Raw genomic sequence first — 19,737 nt, 5'->3', positions numbered from 1 at the left:
GATCGGGTCAGATCGGTGGCGTCGGGCGCCCGTTCATCGCCTCCCACACCCGTGAGGGCGTGAGCGGCATGTCCGCGTGCCGGATGCCGTACGGCTTCAGCGCGTCGACGACCGCGTTGACGATGGCGGGCGGTGAGCCGACGGTCGCGGACTCGCCGACGCCCTTGGCGCCGATGGGGTGGTGCGGGGACGGGGTGACGGTGAACCCCGTTTCCCAGTCGGGGACTTCGAGGGAGGTGGGGATGAGGTAGTCCATCAGGGAACCGCTGAGGCAGTTGCCGTCCTCGTCGAAGGAGATCATCTCCATCAGCGCCATCCCGACCCCGTCGGTCAGCCCGCCGTGCACCTGCCCCTCGATGATCATCGGGTTGATCCGGGTCCCGCAGTCGTCGACGGCCACGAACCGCCGTACGGTCACCTTGGCCGTCCCCGGGTCGATGTCGACGACGCAGATGTAGGCGCCGTGCGGGTAGGTGAGGTTCTCGGGGTTGTAGCAGATCTGCGCCTCCAGGCCGCCCTCGACGCCGTCGGGCAGGTCGCCTGCGCCGTGTGCGCGCATCGCGATGTCCTGGATGGTGACCGAGGCCTCGGGGTCGCCGGCGACCCGGAAGGAGCCCTTCGCCCACTCCAGGTCGGCGACCGACACCTCCAGCATCGAGGAGGCGATGAGCCTCGCCTTGTCCCGTACCTTGCGGGCGACCAGCGCGGCGGCGGCACCGGAGACGGGCGTGGACCGGCTGCCGTAGGTGCCGAGCCCGAAGGGTGTCTGGTCGGTGTCGCCGTGCACGACGTCGATGTCCTGCGGCGGGATGCCCAGTTCCTCGGCGACGATCTGCGCGAACGTCGTCTCGTGGCCCTGCCCCTGGGTCTGCACCGACAGCCGCACGACCGCCTTCCCGGTCGGATGCACGCGCAGTTCGCAGCCGTCGGCCATGCCGAGCCCGAGGATGTCCATGTCCTTGCGGGGCCCGGCGCCGACCGCCTCCGTGAAGAAGGCCACCCCGATGCCCATGACCTCACCGCGGGCCCGCTTCTCCGCCTGTTCTGCGCGGAGTTGGTCGTACCCGGCGAGCTGCTTGGCGAGTTCCATGGTGGGCGCGTAGTTGCCGGAGTCGTACACCCAGCCGGTCTTGCTGCGGTAGGGGAACTGCTCGGGGCGGATGAAGTTCCGCATCCTCAACTCGACGGGATCGGCGCCCAGTTCGTACGCGAGACAGTCCACCATCCGCTCGACGAGGTAGACCGCCTCGGTGATGCGGAACGAGCAGGCGTAGGCCACCCCGCCCGGGGCCTTGTTGGTGTAGACGGCGGTCATCTTGCAGTAGGCGGCCTCGATGTCGTAGCTGCCGGTGAAGACGCCGAAGAAGCCGGCCGGGTACTTCACGGGCGCCGCCGTGCCGTTGAACGCGCCGTGGTCGGCGAGGACGTTGGTGCGGATGGCGAGGATCTTTCCGTCGTGGGTCGCGGCGATCTCGCCGCGCATGACGTAGTCGCGGGCGAAGCCGGTGCTGATGAGGTTCTCCGCCCGGTCCTCCATCCACTTGACGGGCTTCCCGGTGAGCAGCGAGCCGACGATCGCGCACACGTAACCGGGGTAGATCGGCACCTTGTTGCCGAAGCCGCCGCCGATGTCCGGCGAGATCACCCGGATCTTGTGCTCGGGCAGGCCTGCGACGATCGCGTAGAGGGTGCGGTGGGCGTGCGGGGCCTGGGTGGTGGACCAGAGGGTGAGACGGCCGTCCACGGCGTCGTAGTCGGCGACGGCACCGCAGGTCTCCATGGGGGCCGGGTGCACCCGCGGGTACACGATGTCCTCGGTGACGACGACATCGGCGCGGGCGAACGCGGCCTCGGTCTCGGCGGCGTCCCCGGTCTCCCAGTCGAAGCAGTGGTTGTCCCGCTTGCCCTCCAAGTCGTCCCGGATGACGGGGGCTTGGGGCGAGAGGGCGGTGCGTACGTCGATCACCGGGTCGAGTGCCTCGTACTCGACGTCGATCAGCTCCAGGGCGTCCCGGGCCGCGTAGCGGTCCTCGGCGACGACGAAGGCGACCTCCTGGCCCTGGAAGCGGACCTTGTCGGTGGCGAGGACGGCCTGGACGTCGCCGGAGAGGGTCGGCATCCAGGCCAGACCCTGTTCGGCGAGCGCGGCACCGGTGACGACGAGCCGGACCTTCGGGTGCGCCTCGGCCAGGGTGGTGTCGACGGACACGATCCGGGCGTGCGCGAACGGCGAGCGCAGGACGGCGAGATGGAGCATGCCGGGGAGCTGGAGGTCGTCGACGTACCGCCCCTTGCCGCGCACGAAGCGGGCGTCCTCCTTGCGGAGCATCCGGCCGTGGCCGCAGGGTTTCTGATCGTTGTCGACGAAGGCAGTCGGGCGGCTGTCCTGGCTGTCTTGGGCGGAGTCGCGCCCGGCGACGGTGGTCATGAGACACCCCCCAGGCCGCTCGCCAACTCGTCCGCCGGTTGCTCGGTCCGGGTCCCGGCCTCCTCCGCCGCCGCCCACCGCACGGAACGGACGATGGTGGCGTACCCGGTGCAGCGGCAGATCTGCCCGGAGATCGCCTCGCGGATCTCGGGCTCAGAGGGGTCGGGGTTGCGGTCGAGAAGAGCGCGGGCGGTCATCATCATGCCGGGCGTGCAGAACCCGCACTGGAGACCATGGCACTCGACGAACCCACGCTGCACGGCGTCGAGTTGGCCGTCGGCCCCGGCCAGCCCCTCGACGGTCCGCACCTCGTGCCCGCCCGCCATCGCGGCTAGTACGGTGCAGGACTTGACGGGCTCGCCGTCCAACCACACCACGCACGTACCGCAGTTGCTGGTGTCGCAGCCCCAGTGGGTGCCGGTCAGCGCGAGATGGTCGCGCAGGAAGTGGACGAGGAGCAGCCGCCCCTCGATCTCCCGGGTGACCTCGTCCCCGTTGACGGTCATGGTGACCTGCATGCGCGTCACACCCCCTGTCCGTTGATCCTCGCGACGGCCCTGCGCAGCACGCGCACGGTCAACTCCCGTGCCAGGTGCCGCTTGTACTCGGCGCTGCCCCGTCGGTCGGTGACGGGCGAGCAGGCCTCGGCGGCGATGTCCCCGGCCCGCGCGTACAGTTCCTCGCCGGGCGGCCGGCCACGCAGGGCGTCGCCGATGCCCTCGATCCCGGCGGTGTTGGGCCCTACGGCGGCGAGTCCGACCCGCGCGTCGGCGATCAGCCCGTCCCCGTCCAGCCATACGGCGGCCCCGGCGGACACCACCGCCCAGTCCCCGGCCCGCCGTTCGACCTTCTCGTACGCGCTGGACCCGTTCGGCCGCACCGGGAGGCGTACCTCGGTCAGCATCTCGGCGTCGCCGACGGCCGTCTCGTACGGACCCTGATGGAACTCGCCCATGGGTACGACCCGTTGGCCGTCCACGCCCTGGATCACACAGCTCGCGTCGAGCGTCGTGCACACGGCGGACAGGTCCTCGGAGGGGTCAGCCTGGCAGAGGGAGCCGCCGAGCGTGCCCCGGTTGCGGACGACGGGGTCGGCGATGACGCGTTCGGCGTCCCGGAACACCGGGAAGACGGCGGCCAGTTGGTCGGACTCCAGGAGTTCGCGGTGCCGGGTCATCGCGCCGATGCGGATCAGTCCGGGCTCGGCTCGGATGTAACCCAGCTCGCCGTGCAGGTCGTTGATGTCGATCAGGTACTCGAAGTTGGCCAGCCGGAGTTTCATCATCGGCAGCAGGCTGTGCCCGCCGGCCACCAGCCGGGCGGTGTCGCCCAGGCGGTCCAGGAGAGCGACGGCCTCCGGGACACTGCCGACGCGCCGGTACTCGAATGGAGCGGGAACCTGCATACCGCATCCCCCCTGACTTCCCCGTGTCAGTCGTGCGGACGTGGTGTCCGGGGGCAATTCACCGCCTGCCGGTGAACGGTGTCAACGGCTGATTAAGCGTTCACTTAACTCGCTCACCCCCAGGCAGCCCGCTCACCGACCGGGCAACCCGCCCAGCGCCCCCGCACAACCCGCACACCCCGCTCACCCCCCGAACCTCACCAGCCAGTCGGTGTGCTGCGGCGAAACGATTCGCTCCGCCTCGGCCACCGCCTTCGCCCAGCCCGACTCCGTCACCGTCCTGATCATCGTGACGCGCAGTGTCTCCAGGTCCTGCTCGATCAGGGAGTGCGCGTACTTCAACGGCCGGTGCCGCCGTACCTCCTGCCAGGCCACCCCGGCCGCCGCACCGGCGCTGAGGAGCCCGGTGAGATCCCAGCCGCCGATCAGGCTGAAGGCCCTGAGCACGGCGGCCAGCAGGGCGAGCAGCGTCAGCGCGGCGGTGATGGAGGACCAGCGCACGGAGGAGCGGTGCGACTGCGCGGCCCGGTTCTTGTACCAGACGAACTGTTCCAGTAAGCGCTCGCGCAAATAGAAGTCCCGGCGCGCCTCGAAGGGCTTGGCGCGCACGGCCCGCATGACCGGGGTGATCTGCCCGATCCCACGGGCGCGGACCCCGTTGCGGGAGTCCTCCCACCCCACCCGCCGGAGTTCCCGCAACCGCTCCTCCAGCCGTTCCGCGAACAGTCCGTCGGGGTCCGCGACCCCGGTGTGGAACGGCCCGCCGTGCACCATGTACTGCCAGGCCAGCGACTTCAGCAGCTCGGCCACGTCACGATGCGCCCGCCACTGGGCGCGGGCGCGGCGACGGGCGGTGTGCAGACCGATGGCGATCGTGCACGCGTAGAGCACTGCGGAAAACGCTGCTGGAATATGACTGTGGAAACGTTCCGCCAGCATCGCCATCGCCGTCGCCGACAGCAGCAGCGTCAATTGCGTACGCACCGCATAGAAGGACTCACTCTGACGGCTCAGCGCCCGCCGGTCACTTACCACGAACAGCGGTGGAAGATCATTCTCACTCAACGTGACACTGGGTCCCGGAGTACTGGCGTGCAATTGACTCACCCCCGCGGTCATTGCGCACACAATTGTCCACTCTTCGAAAATCAGAGTATGAAGTCGAACGGCCAATGTCACCCTCGCCGTCGGCCTCCGGTATCGTCCGCGTCAAAACCAGACTTTCTCGTCGCGGCAGGTCCCACCGTCGACGGGGAACAGCACGAGGAGCCACGAACCGGCCATGACCCTCTCCCAGTCACCGGCAGCGCCCACCACCGACGCTCAGCCGACGCAGCAGCGGCAGACCCCGCTGGGGGGCATCCCCCGATACTCGCCCGCGGTCACGGGCGCGATCGGGCGGTTGCTGGACAGCCCCGACAGGCGTCCGTCCCACCCCACCTTCAACTCTGCGGTCTGAGTTCAGAGGTTCACGCGGACAGGTGGATCCGGCGGTGACTCCCGCCGGATGCACCCATGTCAGAGCTTCCTCGATCGTCAACTTGCTGAGTTTTTAGCCAAGTTGCCCATCGGAGCGGCCGGATCTTTGCAATGATGCGAGGGGTGACGAGCCCATCCCTCCAGCAGCTGGTTCTCAAGGTGCACAGCAGGTGCGACCTGGCATGCGACCACTGCTATGTGTACGAGCACGCCGACCAGGGCTGGCGGGCCCGCCCGGTGGTCATCTCCGAAGAGGCTCTCACCCAGACCGCCCGCCGGTTCGCCTCCTACGTCGAAGCCCACCAGCTGCCGTCGGTGGCGGTCATCCTCCATGGGGGCGAGCCCCTCCTCTGCGGCCCCGCCCGGCTCAGAGGAATCTGCGCGGAACTCACGCGTCACCTCGCCCCGGTCACCTCACTGGACCTCCAGATCCACACCAACGGAATCCAGCTGAACACCAGACATCTGGACGTCTTCGCGGAATTCGGCGTCAAGGTGGGTATCTCGCTCGACGGGGACCGTACGGCCAACGACCGACACCGGCTCGATCGCAGGGGCCGCAGCAGCTACGACCGGGTACTGCGCGGAATCGAGCTGCTGCGCACCCCCGAATACCGTCACCTCTTCGGCGGCCTGCTGTGCACCGTGGATGTCGCCAACGACCCCGTCACGGTGCACGAGACACTCACGGCTCTCGACCCTCCCCGAATCGACTATTTGCTGCCGCATTCCACCTGGGAACACCCGCCCCCGAACCCCTCCGGATCACCGACCCCGTACGCCGACTGGCTGCTGGCGGTGTTCGACCTCTGGGAGAAGCAGGGGCGCAGGATTCCCGTACGGACGTTCGAGTCCGTGCTCAGCACTCTGCGCGGCGGCCCCAGCCTCACCGAAGCGATGGGACTCGCCCCCTCCGACCTCGCGGTGGTCGAGACGGACGGCAGTTTCGAGCAGGCGGACTCGCTCAAGACGGCTTTCGACGGAGCGGCGGCCACGGGGTTCGACGTCTTCGAGCACGGCTTCGAGGAGTTCGCCCGGCACGAGGGGGTACTGGCCCGTCAGCGCGGACTCGCCGGTGTCAGCGAGGCCTGCCGCCGCTGCCCGGTCGTCGACTCCTGCGGCGGCGGTCTGTACGCCCACCGCTACAGTCCCGAACGCGGTTTCGACAACCCGTCCGTCTTCTGCGCCGATCTGCGCGCCCTGGTGGACGGGATCGCCGAGCGGGTGACATCGCGGGAGCTGTCCCCGGCGGTCTGCCGTGCGGACGCGCTCGGTTTCTCCCAGCTGGAGCTGGACCGGACCCTGCTGAGCGTCACACACGACGACCTGGCGCTCCAGCCCGACTGGGAGGACGCCTGGCGGGCCCTGCTGGAACTGGACTCGGACGACAGCACCGCCTCGGACCTCAACAACGTCCTCGCCCACCCGTACGTCCGTACCTCACTGCTCCGGTCCCGGCACGAGGCCGCCGACCTCCCCCGCTTCATGGCGCTGGCCTTCACGGCGGCGGTACGGGCAGGCGCCGATGTGACGCTCGGCTGGGACCAGCCCGAACGTGCCCTCCATCTCCCGACGCTGGGCACGTTCACCCTGGCGGAGCCCGGCCGGATCGAGGTCAAGACGACGTCGGACGGCTTCTGGGTGGTCGACGCCTCGGGCTCCGAACAGGTCCAGCTCACCGGCGCCGCGCCGACGCCCCGGTGGCGCCCGCTGCAAACCGTACGACCGCCCGGCCGGCCACCCGTGCTGATCGACGACGCGGACCCCTACCGCGACTGCTTCTCCGCCCCCCTCGCCGCCGGCCCGACCCCCGCGTCGTTCGCCGAGCGACTGGCGCAGGCGTACGGACTCCTGACCGCGCGGCTGCCCCGATGGTCCGAGGACCGCAACGCGTTCCAGGTCACGACCGTCACCCCGCTCGCACCGGGCAGCGGCCTGCGACTCGGCGGACACGGACCGGGCGCGCTGGGCGTGGCGATCGACTTCACACCGGAGGACTTCGCACACGAGCTGCCGCGCCTGGGCCGCCGGGCCAGGTTCACCTCCCTCCGGGAGACAACCGACCTGAACGTCCTGGGCAACCGAGCCGGCCGCCTCCTGGACGAGGCCTTCGAACAACTCGGCAACTCCCGCCCCGAGGCCGCAGTAAGAGCCCTGGTAGAACTGACGGCCCTCCCCGAGCACGAACTAACGGAAACGGGAGCGGTGTTGGCGGCACAGTTGTGGACGGAGTGGTCCACCCATGCATAACCAAGGGGGACTTCCAGCCCGACGGGCACTTTCAGCCCGTCCGGCGTTTGAGGACGAGCGCGTCCAGCGCGAGCGGGGGTTCGGGGGCGGAGCCCCCGAGGATGGGACGGGTAGGGGCGGCGGGGGCGAGAAAAACCACCCCGCCGCCCAACTACGGGACGTACTGGCCGAGTTACCCATCCAGCGCACCACCCCCCTCCTGGTCCACGCCTCCCTCCACGGCACCACCCTCCCCCCCACCCTCGTCCGAGACACCCTCCTCACCACCCTGGGCCCCGCAGGGACACTGATCGTCCCCGCCTTCACCCCCGAGAACTCCGACACCTCACGGCAGTACCGCGCCGCCACCGAGGGCATGACCGACCACCAGAAGGCCACGTTCCGCGCCTCGATGCCACCCTTCGAGCCGGCCACCACACCCTGCCCCTCCATGGGCGCACTGGCCGAATGTGTACGGACCACTCCCGGCGCCGTACGCAGCACGCACCCCCAGACCTCGTTCGCCGGACTCGGCCCGAGAGCCGCCGAGTTGCTCGGCCACCACGACCCGCACTGCCATCTCGGCGAGCGCTCGCCCCTGGCCGAGCTGTACGCCGCGGATGCCCAGGTCCTGCTGCTGCGCGTCGGGTTCGAGGTGTGCAGCGCGTTCCATCTGGCCGAGTACCGGACCACACCGCCCCCGCCCCGGCGTACGTACCGGTGCGTGGTGGGCAGCACCGGCAACTGGATCTCGTACGAGGATCTCGCCCTGGACGACAGCGACTTCGGCGTGATGGGGAAGCGGCTGCCGCGTGAACTGGTGGTGGAGCGGGAATGGGCCGGGAAAGCGGTCGCACTCTTCGGGATGCGAGCCGTCGTGGACCACGCAGTCGATCAGATGGCCGGTTATCGCACCGGAATGACGTAAAACAAGCAACCCGGGCGACCCTCCCGTCGGGCACATTGTTGGTTCCGGTCAGGTGGCCCCGGCGGCGGGGCGCACCGACGGGCAGGGGGGCGTGTGGACATACCTGAACGGGGTCGGGAACGGGTGCCGGACACCCAGCCCTATTTCTTCCTCTCCTACGCCCACACGCCGGCGTGGGGCACGGGCGGCGGAGACCCCGATCACTGGGTGCACGTGTTGTACCGGGACCTGTGCAACCACATCATGGCGCTCACCGATCTGCCCGCCGGCTCCCAGGCCGGGTTCATGGACCGGGAGATGCGCTCCGGCGAGGGCTGGCCGGAGAAGCTCAGTGAGAACCTGGCCAAGTGCCGGGTGTTCGTACCGCTGTTCTCGCCCCGCTACTTCACCAGCGAGATGTGCGGACGCGAGTGGTTCGCCTTCCACGAACGGGTGTTGCACGCCAAGGCGACCGGCACCGGCTCCACGTCCGCCATCGTCCCCGCCCTGTGGACGCGTGTGGACTACGACCAACTCCCGGACTCCGTACGGCACATCCACCTCGACCACGCGACCTACGGCGACCGCTACGCCGCCAACGGGATCTACGGCCTGATCAAGCTCAACCGGCTGCACGACGAGTACGAGGAGACCGTGCTGGGTCTTGCGCAGCGGATCGTGCGGGTCGCCCACGAGTCGCCGCTGCCGCCGAGCAGACCCCGCAACTACGAGAACACGCCCAGCGCGTTCAAGCCGCGCGGCTCGGGCCCCCGGCACATCCATCTCACCGTGGCCGCGCCGACCCGGGACAGTGTCCCCGAGTACCGGGACATCCGGCCGTACGGCGAGGACTCGCAGGACTGGAACCCGTACCACGGCGAGTCCACCCGGCCGCTGCCGGCGCTCGCCGAGGAACTCATCCGGTCCCTGGACTACCGGATCACGATCTCCTCCTTCGACGACGAGGACACCGGGGAACCGCCGGCGCTGTCCGTCGACGGGTCCCGGGACGACCACGGCGACCACGGCGACAAGGACGACAAGGCGGTGGGCAGGCCGGGCATCCTGCTGGTCGACCGATGGGTGCTGACGGACGAGGAGCGGCGTCGGCGGCTCAAGATCTTCGACGCGCATGCCCGGCCCTGGGTGAGTGCGATCGTCCCGTGGAACCGTCTTGACCTGCAGTGTCACAGTCCGGAGGGACGGCAGCTCTCCGAGGAGCTGGAGCGCACCCTCCCACTGATCCTGGACCGTGGCCGGCGCGCCGACTGCCGGATCGCCGTGACCGGCGTACCCACGCTCAAGGCCTTCACCGACGTGCTCCCCGCCGTCGTGGCCCATACGACCAGACAGTTCCTCAAGCACGCGGAGGCACATCCACCACCGGGCACGCGCACCCCGAGGCCCCGGCTGATGGGCCCCGTCCCGCCGCATTACCCGGAAGAGGGACCCGACAACGGAGGAGAAGCATGACGGCCGTGCAGAACGGACGCATCATCACCTTCTACTCGTACAAGGGCGGTACCGGGCGCACCATGGCCCTGGCCAACACGGCGTGGATCCTCGCCGCGAACGGCAAACGGGTGCTGGCCGTCGACTGGGACCTGGAGGCGCCGGGCCTGCACCGCTTCTTCCACCCGTTCCTGGAGCCCAACGCGCTGGTGGCCACCACCGGGGTCATCAACATCATTCACGACTACGCGTGGGCCGCGACCACCGGCCCGCAGCGCACCGACGACTGGCAGGACGACTACGCGAACGTCGAGCAGCACGCCATCTCCCTCACCCCGGAGCGGCTCGGGCTGAGCTTCCTGGACGGCGGTTCGCTGGACTTCCTGTCCGCGGGCCGCCAGGAGCCCGCCTACTCGGCGACGGTGTCCTCCCTGGAGTGGGACAACTTCTACGACCGGCTGGGCGGCGGCGACTTCCTCAAGGCGCTGCGCGCCAACATGAAAAGGTCGTACGACTATGTCCTGATCGACAGCCGTACCGGGCTGTCCGACAACGCGGACATCTGCACCATGGAGATGCCCGACGTCCTCGTGGACTGCTTCACGCTGAGCGACCAGTCCCTGGACGGCGGCGCCGCGGTGGCCCGCAGTGTCGAGGGCAGCTCCCTCCCCCACCCGATCCGGGTCCTGCCCGTGCCGATGCGGATCGACGAGGGCGAGAAGGACAAGGTCGACGCCGGCCGGGCCCTGGCGCGGCTGCGGTTCCAGGGGCTGCCCAGGGGGCTCAAGGGCGAGAAACTGGGCCCGGACGAGCAGACGGCGTACTGGGGCAGCGTCGAGATCCCGTACCGCCCGTACTACGCGTACGAGGAGACCCTCGCCACCTTCGGCGACGCGAAGGGCGACCCCAAGTCGCTGCTGTCCGCGTTCGAGCGGCTCACCCAGGTGATCTCCGACGGCGAGGTCACCTCGCTGCCGCCGATCCCCGAGCCGGTGCGGCTGCGCTGCCGCGACGCGTATCTCAGGCGGCGCCCGCTGACCAGCGCGGCCGATGTGGTCGTGGCGTACACGGCGGAGAACCGGATGTGGGCCGACTGGGTCGAGTCGCTGCTCAAGCGGGTCGGTTGCAACGTCGTGCCGCACGACATCTCCGGCGGGCCCGTCGAGCGCACGGACGCGGCCACCCGCACCCTGGTCCTGCTGTCGACCGCGTTCCAGAAGTCCCGGTACGCCGACGCCGTCTGGCGCACCCTCACCGACAGCGGGCCGGACACCCCGCCCGGTACGACGGTGCCGCTGCGGGTCGACGAGGTGCGGCTGCCCGAGTCCTACCTCAACCTCAACCCCGTGGACCTGCACCGGTTCGACGAGGCGCAGTGCGCCGCCGCGCTGCTGCGCGCCCTGGGGCTGCCCGGGCAGGCACCGGAGGGCGGCCCGCACGCGGCCCGGTTCCCCGGCAACGTCCCGGCGTACCTGAGCGCACCGCAGCGCAACAACACGTTCACCGGCCGCAACGCCATCCTGGAGCGGATACGGGACCAGCTCGGCGGCGGTGTCTCCGCCGGCCCCTCGAAGCCCCAGGTCCTGTTCGGGCTCGCCGGCGTGGGCAAGACCCAGGTCGCGCTGGAGTACGTACACCGCTTCATGGGCGACTACGACCTGGTGTGGTGGACGTCCGCCGAGCACGAGGACGACATCGTGGCCTCGCTCGCCGAACTCGGCTCCCGGATCGGCGCGCCCGGCCGTGACGACATCACCATGGCCAGCAAGGAAGCCCGGCAGATGCTGTCCCGGGGCACGCCGACCAGCCGCTGGCTGCTGGTCTTCGACAACGCCGACGACCCGGAGGTGCTGACCCCGTATCTGCCGACGGGCGGCAGCGGGCACATCCTCGTCACCTCCCGCAACAACCCGGCCTGGGAGAAGCGGGGTTCGACGCAGCTGGTCGACATCTTCCTGCGCGAGGAGAGCGTCGAGCACCTCACCCAGCGGGCCAGGGGGCTGACCGCCGAGGAGGCAGACCAGGTGGCGACGGCGGTGGGCGATCTGCCGCTGGCCGTCGAGCAGGCGGCGGCCTGGCTGGCCGAGACGGCCACCCCGGTCGAGACGTATCTGCGGCAGCTGGCGGAGCAGACCATCGACGTCCTGGACCTCAACCGTCCCGCCGACTACCACAAGACGGTCGCCGCGACCTGGAACGTGTCGATCTCCCGGCTGAAGGAACGTTCTCCCGCGTCGGTACGGCTGTTGCAGCTGTGCGCGTTCCTGGCCCCGGAGCCGATCTCCTCAGACCTGCTCTACAGCAAGGAGATGATCGACGCCCTCAAGCCCTACGACCCCGCGCTCCAGGAGCCGCTGCTGCTCGGCCGGGTCGTCCAGGAGATCGGGCGGTTCGCGCTGGCCAAGGTGGACCAGGTCAGCAACAGCATCCAGGTGCACCGGCTGGTCCAGGTGGTGATCCGCGCGCAGCTGTCCAAGGAGGAGCAGAGCCAGGCCCAGCACGTCGTGCACACCGTGCTCGCGGGCGCCCGCCCCGACGGCGACGAGCCGATCGACGACCCCGAGAGCTGGCCCCGGTTCAACGTCATCTGGCCGCACCTCACCACCACCGACGCCCGCAGCTGCGACGAGAGCGAGACCCGCCGGCTGCTCATCGACCGGATCCGCTACTACTGGAAGCGCGGTGACTTCCCCAACGCGCAGAAACGCGCCGAGGACCTGCTGAAGCACTGGAAGACGCTGCTCGGCGAGAACGACGTGCAGTATCTGTACCTGCGCGGCCAGCTCGCCAACGTGCTGCGCTCGCAAGGGCGTTACATCGAGGCCCGGGACATCGACACCGAGCTGCTGGACCGTCAGCGCACGGTCCTGGGCCCCTCGCACCCGCACACGTACGTCACCACGTCGAGCCTCGCCAGCGACCTCGCCGCCCTCGGTGACTACCGGTCCGCGGTGGACCTCGCCCGTGAGGCGCACGACGGGTTCAGCGAGATCTTCCACGAGTCCCACCCCAGGACCCTGAACGCGGCCAACAACCTCGCCCTCGCGCTGCGCATGGTCGGCCGCTACGGCGAGGCCCGCGACCTGGACCAGGAGACGCTGGACCGGCGTACGCGGGTGCTTGGTCCTGAGCACCCCTACACGTTGGCCTCGGCCGAGGGACTGGGCCGCGACCTGCGCGAGGTCGGCCGGTACGCGGAGTCGGTGTCGGTGCTGTCACAGGCGTACGACACGCACAAGCGGATCCTCGGCAAGGAGTTCCCGGGCACGCTTCGGTGCGCCAAGTCCCTCGCGGTGTCGCTGCGCCGGGCGGGGCAGTTCGAGGACGCCCGGCGGCTCACGGCGGCGACCCAGGACCAGTACCGGGCCCAGTACAAGGAGCCGACACCGGACTCGCTGGCCTGCGATCTCAACATGGCGGCCGACCTGTTCGCGGCGGACGAGCGGGAGCGGGCGCGCGAGGTCGCCCGGGAGGCGCTGGCCAGGTACATGGAGGTGCCGGGCGAGGCCCACCCGTACACCCAGGCCGCGTTCAACAACCTCGGTATCTACCACTGGGGTTGCGGCGACACGGAGAAGGCGGACACGGTGTTCCGGCAGGTGCTGCGGCGCATGGGCGAGGTGCTGGGCGAGCAGCATCCGCACTCCCTGTTCTGCGGCATCAACTACGCCAACGTGCTGGCCGGCCAGGGCCGTCTGGAGGAGGCCCGGGAGCTGGAGGAGAACGCTGTGGTCACCCTGCGCCAGGTGCTGGGCCCGCATCACCCGGAGACCCTGGCCGTGGTCGCCAACTCGGCCCTGACACTGGGCGAGTTGGGCCACGAGACGGAGGCGGCACGGCGCCACGGCGAGGCCGTGGCGGAACTGCGCAGGCTGCTGGGCGACGAGAACGGGATCACCCGGTTCGCGAGCAGCAGGCGGCGGGTGTACCGGGATCTGGAGCCGCTGGCGGTGTGAGGACACGCGTACGCGGGCTCAGCGCGGGGAGGTGCCCGAGAGCAGCCAGTTGAGGGCCTTGGGCAGGGCGCGCAGGGACGCGAAGTGGGCCGCCGCGGGTTCCAGTACGGCCGTGACGCGCGGGATGCGGGCGGCCAGCCAGGAGGAGTGCGAGGCGGGCGAGAAGACGTCCTTCCCGCCGTGCCACAGCAGCACCGGCACATCGATCTGCGCCGGGTCGAAGCCCCACGGGCCGGTCAGCGCGAAAGCGTCGTCGATCCAGCCGTACGGTGAAGTGCGCAGTGCCTCAAGGTAGTTGCGCAGCAACATGGACCGGATGGTGCTGTCGGAGACGATCATCCGGTCGTCGTCGGTGAGGTCCGGGCGCAGCTCCTCCAGCAGCTTCGCCGGATCGCTGCGGATGGCCGCCGAGCGCGGGATGAGCCGGGCCGCGAACCGCTCCGGGTCGGTGAACGCGGTCCGGTACTCGCTGACGTTGGAGGGTGCCATGCCCGCGAACCAGTCGAGTCCCTCCGCGTCCCTCGGCGCGAGCCCGACCAGCGCGGCGGCCCGGGTCACCCGGTCCGGGAGCAGCGCGGCGCAGGCGAGGGCGTGCGGGGCGCCGCCGGAACGCCCGGCGACCGCGAACCGGTCGAGCCCGAGGGCGTCGGCGACCACGGAGACATCGTCCACGACGTCGGCGACCCGGCGCCCCGCCCTGCGGTCCGAACCGCCGTACCCGGGGCGGTCGTAGCTGATGAGGCGGGCGCCGTGCTGGTGGAGGTACATCGCGCGGGGCCGGGGGCCGACGCGGCTGCCGGGTGTGCCGTGCAGCAGGAACACGGGGTATCCGTGCGGATCCCCCGAGATCTCGACCCGCAGCCGCCGCCCGTCCGCGGTCCGCACATGGTCAGACACCACCGTCCGCGTCTCCCTCCCCCTGGCCGACCGAAACGGCAGGAACAGTCAAGTAGCCATAAGATCCAGATACTTGACGGTACATCACCTCTTGTCCAGCTACAGTACGGGCACCTTCGCGATGTCCGCCAGCAGCCGGTGAGCCAGTTCGCCCGCGCCCGTCACGTCCTCGCGGTCCGCCGCGTCCCGGGCCGCGCCCAGGTCGGTCGTGAGGGTGTTCGCCGTCGCTGCCGGTGTTCCCTCCCGCAGTCGCTCCCAGGCGAGTTCGAGGCTGGTGACGTCGCCGGCGACCGCGCCCGCGTCCCCGGCGGCGGCGTCGATCCCCAACTGCCGTGCCCACAGCCCGAAGCGGTCCGCGTCGACGGTGCGCGGCGGCTCGTACCGCAGCCGCAGGTCGGTCGTGTTCTGGGCGACCCGCAGGGCGGCCGAGCGGTCCTCCGGGGCCTTGGCCAGTGCCGCCAGGTCGCGGGTCATCTGGCGCTCCAGCAGGGCCGGTACGTCGTCCGAGGCGCGGTACGCCGTCCAGGCGGCGCTCGCCGCACGGGCCGTACCCGCGCCCGGGTCGGTGTGGGCGGCACGCACCGCGCGCTCCAGGGCGGTGAGCGCGGCCGGGACCGGGCCGGACTTCGCGTCGGTCGGTACGGCCAGCGAGACCGCCTCCAGGTCACCCGTCTCGGTGGCGGTACCGCCGGTGGAGAACTCGCCGTACCCCGGTGCGAAGACCTTGTCCTCCGTCGAGCCGTCCATGTGCAGCTCGCGCACGGTCAGCGCGCCCTCGACCTTCCCGTACGGCCCGTCGACGGTCTGGTCCACGGCCCGGACGGTGACCTCCTCGAAGACGATCTCGGGCAGGTTCTCGGGCCGGTACACGTCCCCCTTCTCCGGCCGCGCCGGCATGATCATGGCGGCGGGCGCTCCCTCGCGGCCGGCCATCCAGGTGCCGTCGGTGTCGGCGACGACTCCGTCCTCGTAGTTGAAGACGTCCTCGCCGAGATACCAGACGGAGCCGTCGTCGGCCTGGGCGAACCAGTCGAGGGCGACCTCGTTGATACGGCCGTCGGAATAGGCGGCGTACTGCTGGATCAGCGCCTTCACGGACGTACCGTCGGCCAGCGTGATCGTCTTCGTGCCGGGCAGCGTGCTGACCTCGGTACGGAAGGGCTTGCCGTCGACCTGACCGCCGTAGATCGTCTGGTCGACCTCGCTGGTGGGGTGCAGCGGGTTGGTGACCGGGGTGGGGTGGGTGAAGCGGGGCTCGGTGAGGTCGACGCGGTCGGTGGCGGGGGCGACCGGGAGGCAGTCGGAGCCGGGGCGGCCGGTGTTCTCGTCGACGACGTGTACACAGGTGTTCGACTTAGTTGCCTGACCGCCCGCCTCGTTCGCCGTCCCGTTCGCTGTCCCGTTCGCCGTCCCCGAGCACGCGCCGGCCAGCAGTGCGGCGGCGGTGACGGCGGTCGCGGGCAACAGGACCCTGCGCTGCTGTGTGTTCATGACGGCCTCCTCGGAAGCGTGCCGTACCCCGAGCGTGCGCCACCGGCCCTGAACAGACGCTGAAAGGACCTGAACGGGGGTTCAGGCCCCCCTCAGTCCTCCTCCGGCTCCACCTCCGGCAGCGTCACCGTGAACCGCGCCCCGCCCAGCCCGGGGGCCGTCCCCACCGTCACCGTGCCCCCGTGCGCCGCGACCAGTTCCGCGACGATGGCCAGGCCGAGCCCGGTGCCGCCGGCCCCGCGCGAGCGGGCCTCGTCGATCCGGACGAAGCGTTCGAAGACATGGGCGCGGTCGGCCTCCGGAACTCCGGGCCCGTCGTCGTCGACGTACAGCCGGGCCCGTCCCTCCGCGCCGCCGAGCGTGAAGGCGACCCGGGTACGGGCGTGCCGGGCCGCGTTCTCGCCGAGGTTGCGGACGACGCGCCCGAGCGCCTCCGCGTCACCGAGGACGCGCACGGCCGATACGCCACCGGTGTCCACGCGCGGCCCACCGCCCCTGTCCTCCCGCAGCCTGCGCGCCTCTTCGAACACCAGGTCGTCGAGGTCCACGGCCCGGCGCCGCAGGGCGACGGCGTCCTCGTCCGCGCGGGCGAGGAGCAGCAGGTCGTCGACGAGTCGCTGCATGCGTACGGCCTCCGCCAGCACCGTCCCGGCCAGCGCGCGGGCGTCCGCCCGGTCCGGGTGGGCGAGGGCGACCTCGGCGTGCTGCCGTACGGCGGCCACGGGCGAGCGGAGTTCGTGCGAGGCGTCGGAGACGAAGCGGCGGCGGGCGGTCTGGGCGCGGGCGACCCGGACGAGTGCCCGCCCGACGGCGGCCCAGGTCGCGGCGGCGGCGAGCACGAGCAGTACGGGCAGCCCGATGAGCAGCAGCCGGGTGACGGCGGAGGTGGCCTCGGCTACGGCGGCAGGTGTACGGCCGTCCAGCACGACGAGTTCGCGGTCACCGTCGCGCGCGTCGACGGCGACGACGAGGAAGGGGTCCTCGTCGAGCGGGGTGTCGACCTCGGTCGTGGCGCCCCCTTCGAGCCGGGCCAGCGCCGGCAGCCCCTCGACATTGGCACTGGCCGCGACCACGACACCCTCGGCGTCGACGACCTGGAGGAACTCCTCGTCGGGGTCGGTGACGGTGGGCGCGGGCACCCCCCTGCCGGCCTCGATCACCCGGGCGACCTCGGTGGCCCGGGTCCTGGCGGCGTCCCGTACGTCATTGCTCAGCTCGGCCCGCAGCACGAGGACGAGCGTCACGCCCCCGACGACCAGCGCGAGCCCCACGGCCAGCACGGCGACGACGGTGGCCCGCACCCGCACGGCCCGCAACCGCCGCCGCTCGGTCTCCCCCACGCTCTCACCGGTCATCGGCCACCAGCCGATACCCGTGCCCCCGCACGGTCGCGATCGAGTGCCGTCCGAAGGGCCGGTCGACCTTGTTCCGCAGCCGCCGCACATACACCTCGACGATGTTCGGATCACCCTCGAAGTCGTCGCCCCACACGTGGTCGAGAATGGTCCGCTTGGACACCGCCTCGCCGGTGCGGCGCAGCAGGAACTCCAGCACGGCCAGTTCCCGTGCGGTCACCTCGATGTCCTGCCCGGCCCGGGTCACCGTCCGGCTCGCCGGGTCGAGCCGCAGATCACCGGCGGCGAGCACTGCGGGCCGTTCCGGAGTCCCTCGGCGCAGCAGCGCCCGCAGCCGGGCCAGGAGCACGGCGTACGACACCGGCTTGGTCAGATAGTCGTCGGCGCCGGTGTCGAGTCCCTCGACCTCGTCCCACTCGCCCTCCTTGGCGGTGAGCATGAGGATCGGCGTCCAGTCGCCCGAGCCGCGCAGCTCCCGGCACACGCGGTACCCGTTGAGCCGCGGGAGCATGATGTCGAGGACGATCGCGTCGTACGCGTTCTCCCTGGCCAGCCAGAGCCCGTCCACCCCGTCGAGCGCGACATCGACGACGAACCCCTCGGCCTCCAGCCCGTCCCTGAGCCCGGCCGCGAACCGTTCCTCATCCTCGACGACCAGCACGCGCATAGGGCTCACGGTATGACGCGACGGCAGGTTCAGCGCGCTCGACGGACTTCTTTCGCCCCCGCCGCCCCTACCCGTTCCCATCCCTGGGGGCTGCCGCACCCAGACCCCCGCTGTCGGCCTGAACGGCCTCGTCCTCAAACGCCGGACGGGCTGGGTAGTCAGCCCGTCCGGCGTTTGAGGACAAAGGGGGGTCTGGGGGCGCAGCCCCCAGAAGGATGGGACGGGTAGGGGCGGCGGGGGCGAGGAAACCTCCCTGACCACCCCTTTACCCCCACCTGGCACACTGTCCGAACCCAAACAAGGAGCACCCGCATGTCGATGGTCGGCAGCCTGCGCAAAGTGGCCCGCCTGGCTCGGCGTGCGCGGCGACGCGTGGACCTCAGTCACCCCGCCCGCTCACCACTCGGCTCAGCCGTCGTCAACTGCGTGATCTACCGCGACGGCGTCCGCCAGGACACCGCCCCGACCGTAGAGGAGTCCGTCGCCCGAGTCCGCAAGCACCACCGCGGCTTCGTCTGGCTCGGCCTGCACGAACCCTCCCAGACGGAGTTCGCCCGCGTCGCCGAACTGTTCGGCCTGCACCCGCTCACCGTCGAGGACGCCGTCCAGGCCCATCAGCGCCCCAAGGTCGAGCGGTACGGGGACATCCTGTTCGCCGTGTTCAAGACGGTCTGCTACGTCGAGCACGAGGAACTCACCGCGACCAGCGAGGTCGTCACCACCGGCGAGATCATGGTCTTCGCCGGCCCCGACTTCGTGGTCACCGTCCGCCACGGCCGGCACGGCTCCCTCGGCCCCCTGCGCGAGGACCTGGAGGCCGACCCGGAGCAGCTCGGCAAGGGCCCGGCCGCCGTGCTGCACGCCGTCGCCGACCATGTCGTGGACGACTATCTGCATGTCACGGACGCCGTCCAGGACGACATCGACCAGGTCGAGTCGGACGTCTTCTCCCCGCAGAGTCCGCGCACCGCCGACGCCGGACGCATCTACCAGCTCAAGCGCGAACTCCTCGAACTGAAGCGGGCGGTGGTCCCCCTCGCCCGTCCCCTCCAGACACTGGCCACCGAGCCGATGCCCTCCATCGAGCCCGCGATACAGGCCTACTTCCGGGACGTCGCCGACCACCTTCTCCGCGCCACCGAGCAGATCCACGCCTTCGACGCCCTGCTCGACTCGATCCTCCAGGCCCACCTCGCCCAGGTCACCGTCGGCCAGAACGAGGACATGCGGAAGATCACCGCCTGGGCCGCGATCATCGCCGTACCGACGATGGTCTGCGGTGTCTACGGCATGAACTTCGAGCACATGCCCGAACTGCACTGGCGCTTCGGCTACCCGCTCGTCCTCGGCGTCATCGCCACCGCCTGCTTCTTCGTCCACCGCGGCTTCAAACGCAACGGCTGGCTGTGAACGCGGCCCGCCGCCCGTCCGTATCCCCTGTCGAGTCGTACGTCCGCCGTACCACCCGACC

At 70.6% G+C, this 19,737-nt stretch carries 14 protein-coding genes; 6 read left to right on the top strand and 8 right to left on the bottom strand.

Annotated features, from left to right (window positions below; all coding sequences use genetic code 11):
* Positions 1–7 precede the first annotated feature (7 nt).
* From ACFYXF_RS19905 to ACFYXF_RS19890, 4 genes are all read right to left on the bottom strand, one after another.
* On the bottom strand, positions 8–2,428 hold the full coding sequence (locus ACFYXF_RS19905; protein WP_389350914.1) for an aerobic carbon-monoxide dehydrogenase large subunit: 2,421 nt from the start codon (positions 2,426–2,428) through the stop codon (positions 8–10).
* A complete protein-coding gene (locus ACFYXF_RS19900; RefSeq protein ID WP_389351213.1) occupies positions 2,425–2,946 on the bottom strand; it encodes a (2Fe-2S)-binding protein in 522 nt (173 codons plus the stop codon). Before ACFYXF_RS19900 ends, ACFYXF_RS19905 begins: the two co-directional genes overlap by 4 nt.
* Positions 2,947–2,951: 5 nt before the next feature.
* Positions 2,952–3,833: an FAD binding domain-containing protein gene (locus ACFYXF_RS19895; RefSeq protein WP_389350913.1), complete on the bottom strand. Its 882-nt coding sequence runs from the start codon at positions 3,831–3,833 to the stop codon at positions 2,952–2,954.
* Positions 3,834–4,016: 183 nt separating this feature from the next.
* A complete protein-coding gene (locus ACFYXF_RS19890) occupies positions 4,017–4,874 on the bottom strand; it encodes a DUF4231 domain-containing protein (RefSeq protein WP_389351211.1) in 858 nt (285 codons plus the stop codon).
* A 241-nt stretch (positions 4,875–5,115) separates the two neighbouring features.
* On the opposite strand from ACFYXF_RS19890, the gene ACFYXF_RS19885 reads away from it, so the two are divergent.
* The 5 genes from ACFYXF_RS19885 to fxsT all read left to right on the top strand — a co-directional run bounded on the left by ACFYXF_RS19885 (position 5,116) and on the right by fxsT (position 13,856).
* The gene (locus ACFYXF_RS19885; RefSeq protein WP_389350912.1) at positions 5,116–5,292 is read left to right on the top strand and encodes a hypothetical protein; all 177 of its coding nucleotides are present in this window, start codon (positions 5,116–5,118) and stop codon (positions 5,290–5,292) included.
* A gap of 134 nt (positions 5,293–5,426) precedes the next feature.
* Positions 5,427–7,562, top strand: coding sequence for a radical SAM/SPASM protein FxsBH, inactivated beta-hydroxylase extension form (gene fxsBH / locus ACFYXF_RS19880; protein ID WP_389350911.1), 2,136 nt, complete (start codon positions 5,427–5,429; stop codon positions 7,560–7,562).
* Entirely contained in the window at positions 7,555–8,469 is a 915-nt protein-coding gene (locus tag ACFYXF_RS19875) for an AAC(3) family N-acetyltransferase (protein WP_389350910.1), read from the top strand. Before fxsBH ends, ACFYXF_RS19875 begins: the two co-directional genes overlap by 8 nt.
* Positions 8,470–8,562: 93 nt before the next feature.
* On the top strand, positions 8,563–9,921 hold the full coding sequence (locus tag ACFYXF_RS19870; protein WP_389350909.1) for a TIR-like protein FxsC: 1,359 nt from the start codon (positions 8,563–8,565) through the stop codon (positions 9,919–9,921).
* A complete protein-coding gene (fxsT, locus tag ACFYXF_RS19865) occupies positions 9,918–13,856 on the top strand; it encodes an FxSxx-COOH system tetratricopeptide repeat protein (RefSeq protein ID WP_389350908.1) in 3,939 nt (1,312 codons plus the stop codon). Before ACFYXF_RS19870 ends, fxsT begins: the two co-directional genes overlap by 4 nt.
* Positions 13,857–13,874: 18 nt before the next feature.
* Here fxsT and ACFYXF_RS19860 read toward each other — a convergent pair whose 3' ends face one another.
* From ACFYXF_RS19860 to ACFYXF_RS19845, 4 genes are all read right to left on the bottom strand, one after another.
* Positions 13,875–14,753, bottom strand: a complete 879-nt coding sequence (locus ACFYXF_RS19860; RefSeq protein WP_389351209.1) for an alpha/beta fold hydrolase — start codon at positions 14,751–14,753, stop codon at positions 13,875–13,877.
* Positions 14,754–14,852: 99 nt separating this feature from the next.
* Positions 14,853–16,244: a hypothetical protein gene (locus ACFYXF_RS19855; protein WP_389350907.1), complete on the bottom strand. Its 1,392-nt coding sequence runs from the start codon at positions 16,242–16,244 to the stop codon at positions 14,853–14,855.
* Between the two features lie 92 nt (positions 16,245–16,336).
* Complete coding sequence (locus tag ACFYXF_RS19850; RefSeq protein ID WP_389350906.1) at positions 16,337–17,599, bottom strand: sensor histidine kinase; 1,263 nt, start codon at positions 17,597–17,599, stop codon at positions 16,337–16,339.
* A complete protein-coding gene (locus ACFYXF_RS19845; protein ID WP_389350905.1) occupies positions 17,589–18,266 on the bottom strand; it encodes a response regulator transcription factor in 678 nt (225 codons plus the stop codon). The genes ACFYXF_RS19850 and ACFYXF_RS19845 overlap by 11 nt, the downstream gene beginning before the upstream one ends.
* Positions 18,267–18,578: 312 nt before the next feature.
* Between ACFYXF_RS19845 and ACFYXF_RS19840 the strand changes: the two genes are divergently transcribed.
* Positions 18,579–19,676 (top strand): magnesium and cobalt transport protein CorA, encoded by a 1,098-nt coding sequence (locus ACFYXF_RS19840; RefSeq protein ID WP_389350904.1) that lies wholly within the window; start codon positions 18,579–18,581, stop codon positions 19,674–19,676.
* Positions 19,677–19,737: the final 61 nt, after the last annotated feature.

The organism is Streptomyces sp. NPDC002680, from assembly GCF_042889145.1.
GTDB lineage: Bacteria > Actinomycetota > Actinomycetes > Streptomycetales > Streptomycetaceae > Streptomyces > Streptomyces adonidis.
Note: the sequence above shows the minus strand (reverse complement) of the source record. Positions and strands in the feature narration are given on the sequence as shown.

Excerpts from the sequence above, each read along its gene's own strand:
- ACFYXF_RS19840 (WP_389350904.1), top strand. The coding sequence starts at position 18,579 with ATGTCGATGGTCGGCAGCCTGCGCAAAGTGGCCCGCCTGGCTCGGCGT.
- ACFYXF_RS19895 (WP_389350913.1), bottom strand. The coding sequence starts at position 3,833 with ATGCAGGTTCCCGCTCCATTCGAGTACCGGCGCGTCGGCAGTGTCCCG.
- ACFYXF_RS19900 (WP_389351213.1), bottom strand. The coding sequence starts at position 2,946 with ATGCAGGTCACCATGACCGTCAACGGGGACGAGGTCACCCGGGAGATC.
- ACFYXF_RS19885 (WP_389350912.1), top strand. The coding sequence starts at position 5,116 with ATGACCCTCTCCCAGTCACCGGCAGCGCCCACCACCGACGCTCAGCCG.
- fxsT (WP_389350908.1), top strand. The coding sequence starts at position 9,918 with ATGACGGCCGTGCAGAACGGACGCATCATCACCTTCTACTCGTACAAG.
- ACFYXF_RS19855 (WP_389350907.1), bottom strand. The coding sequence starts at position 16,244 with ATGAACACACAGCAGCGCAGGGTCCTGTTGCCCGCGACCGCCGTCACC.
- ACFYXF_RS19875 (WP_389350910.1), top strand. The coding sequence starts at position 7,555 with ATGCATAACCAAGGGGGACTTCCAGCCCGACGGGCACTTTCAGCCCGT.
- fxsBH (WP_389350911.1), top strand. The coding sequence starts at position 5,427 with ATGCGAGGGGTGACGAGCCCATCCCTCCAGCAGCTGGTTCTCAAGGTG.
- ACFYXF_RS19845 (WP_389350905.1), bottom strand. The coding sequence starts at position 18,266 with ATGCGCGTGCTGGTCGTCGAGGATGAGGAACGGTTCGCGGCCGGGCTC.
- ACFYXF_RS19905 (WP_389350914.1), bottom strand. The coding sequence starts at position 2,428 with ATGACCACCGTCGCCGGGCGCGACTCCGCCCAAGACAGCCAGGACAGC.
- ACFYXF_RS19850 (WP_389350906.1), bottom strand. The coding sequence starts at position 17,599 with ATGACCGGTGAGAGCGTGGGGGAGACCGAGCGGCGGCGGTTGCGGGCC.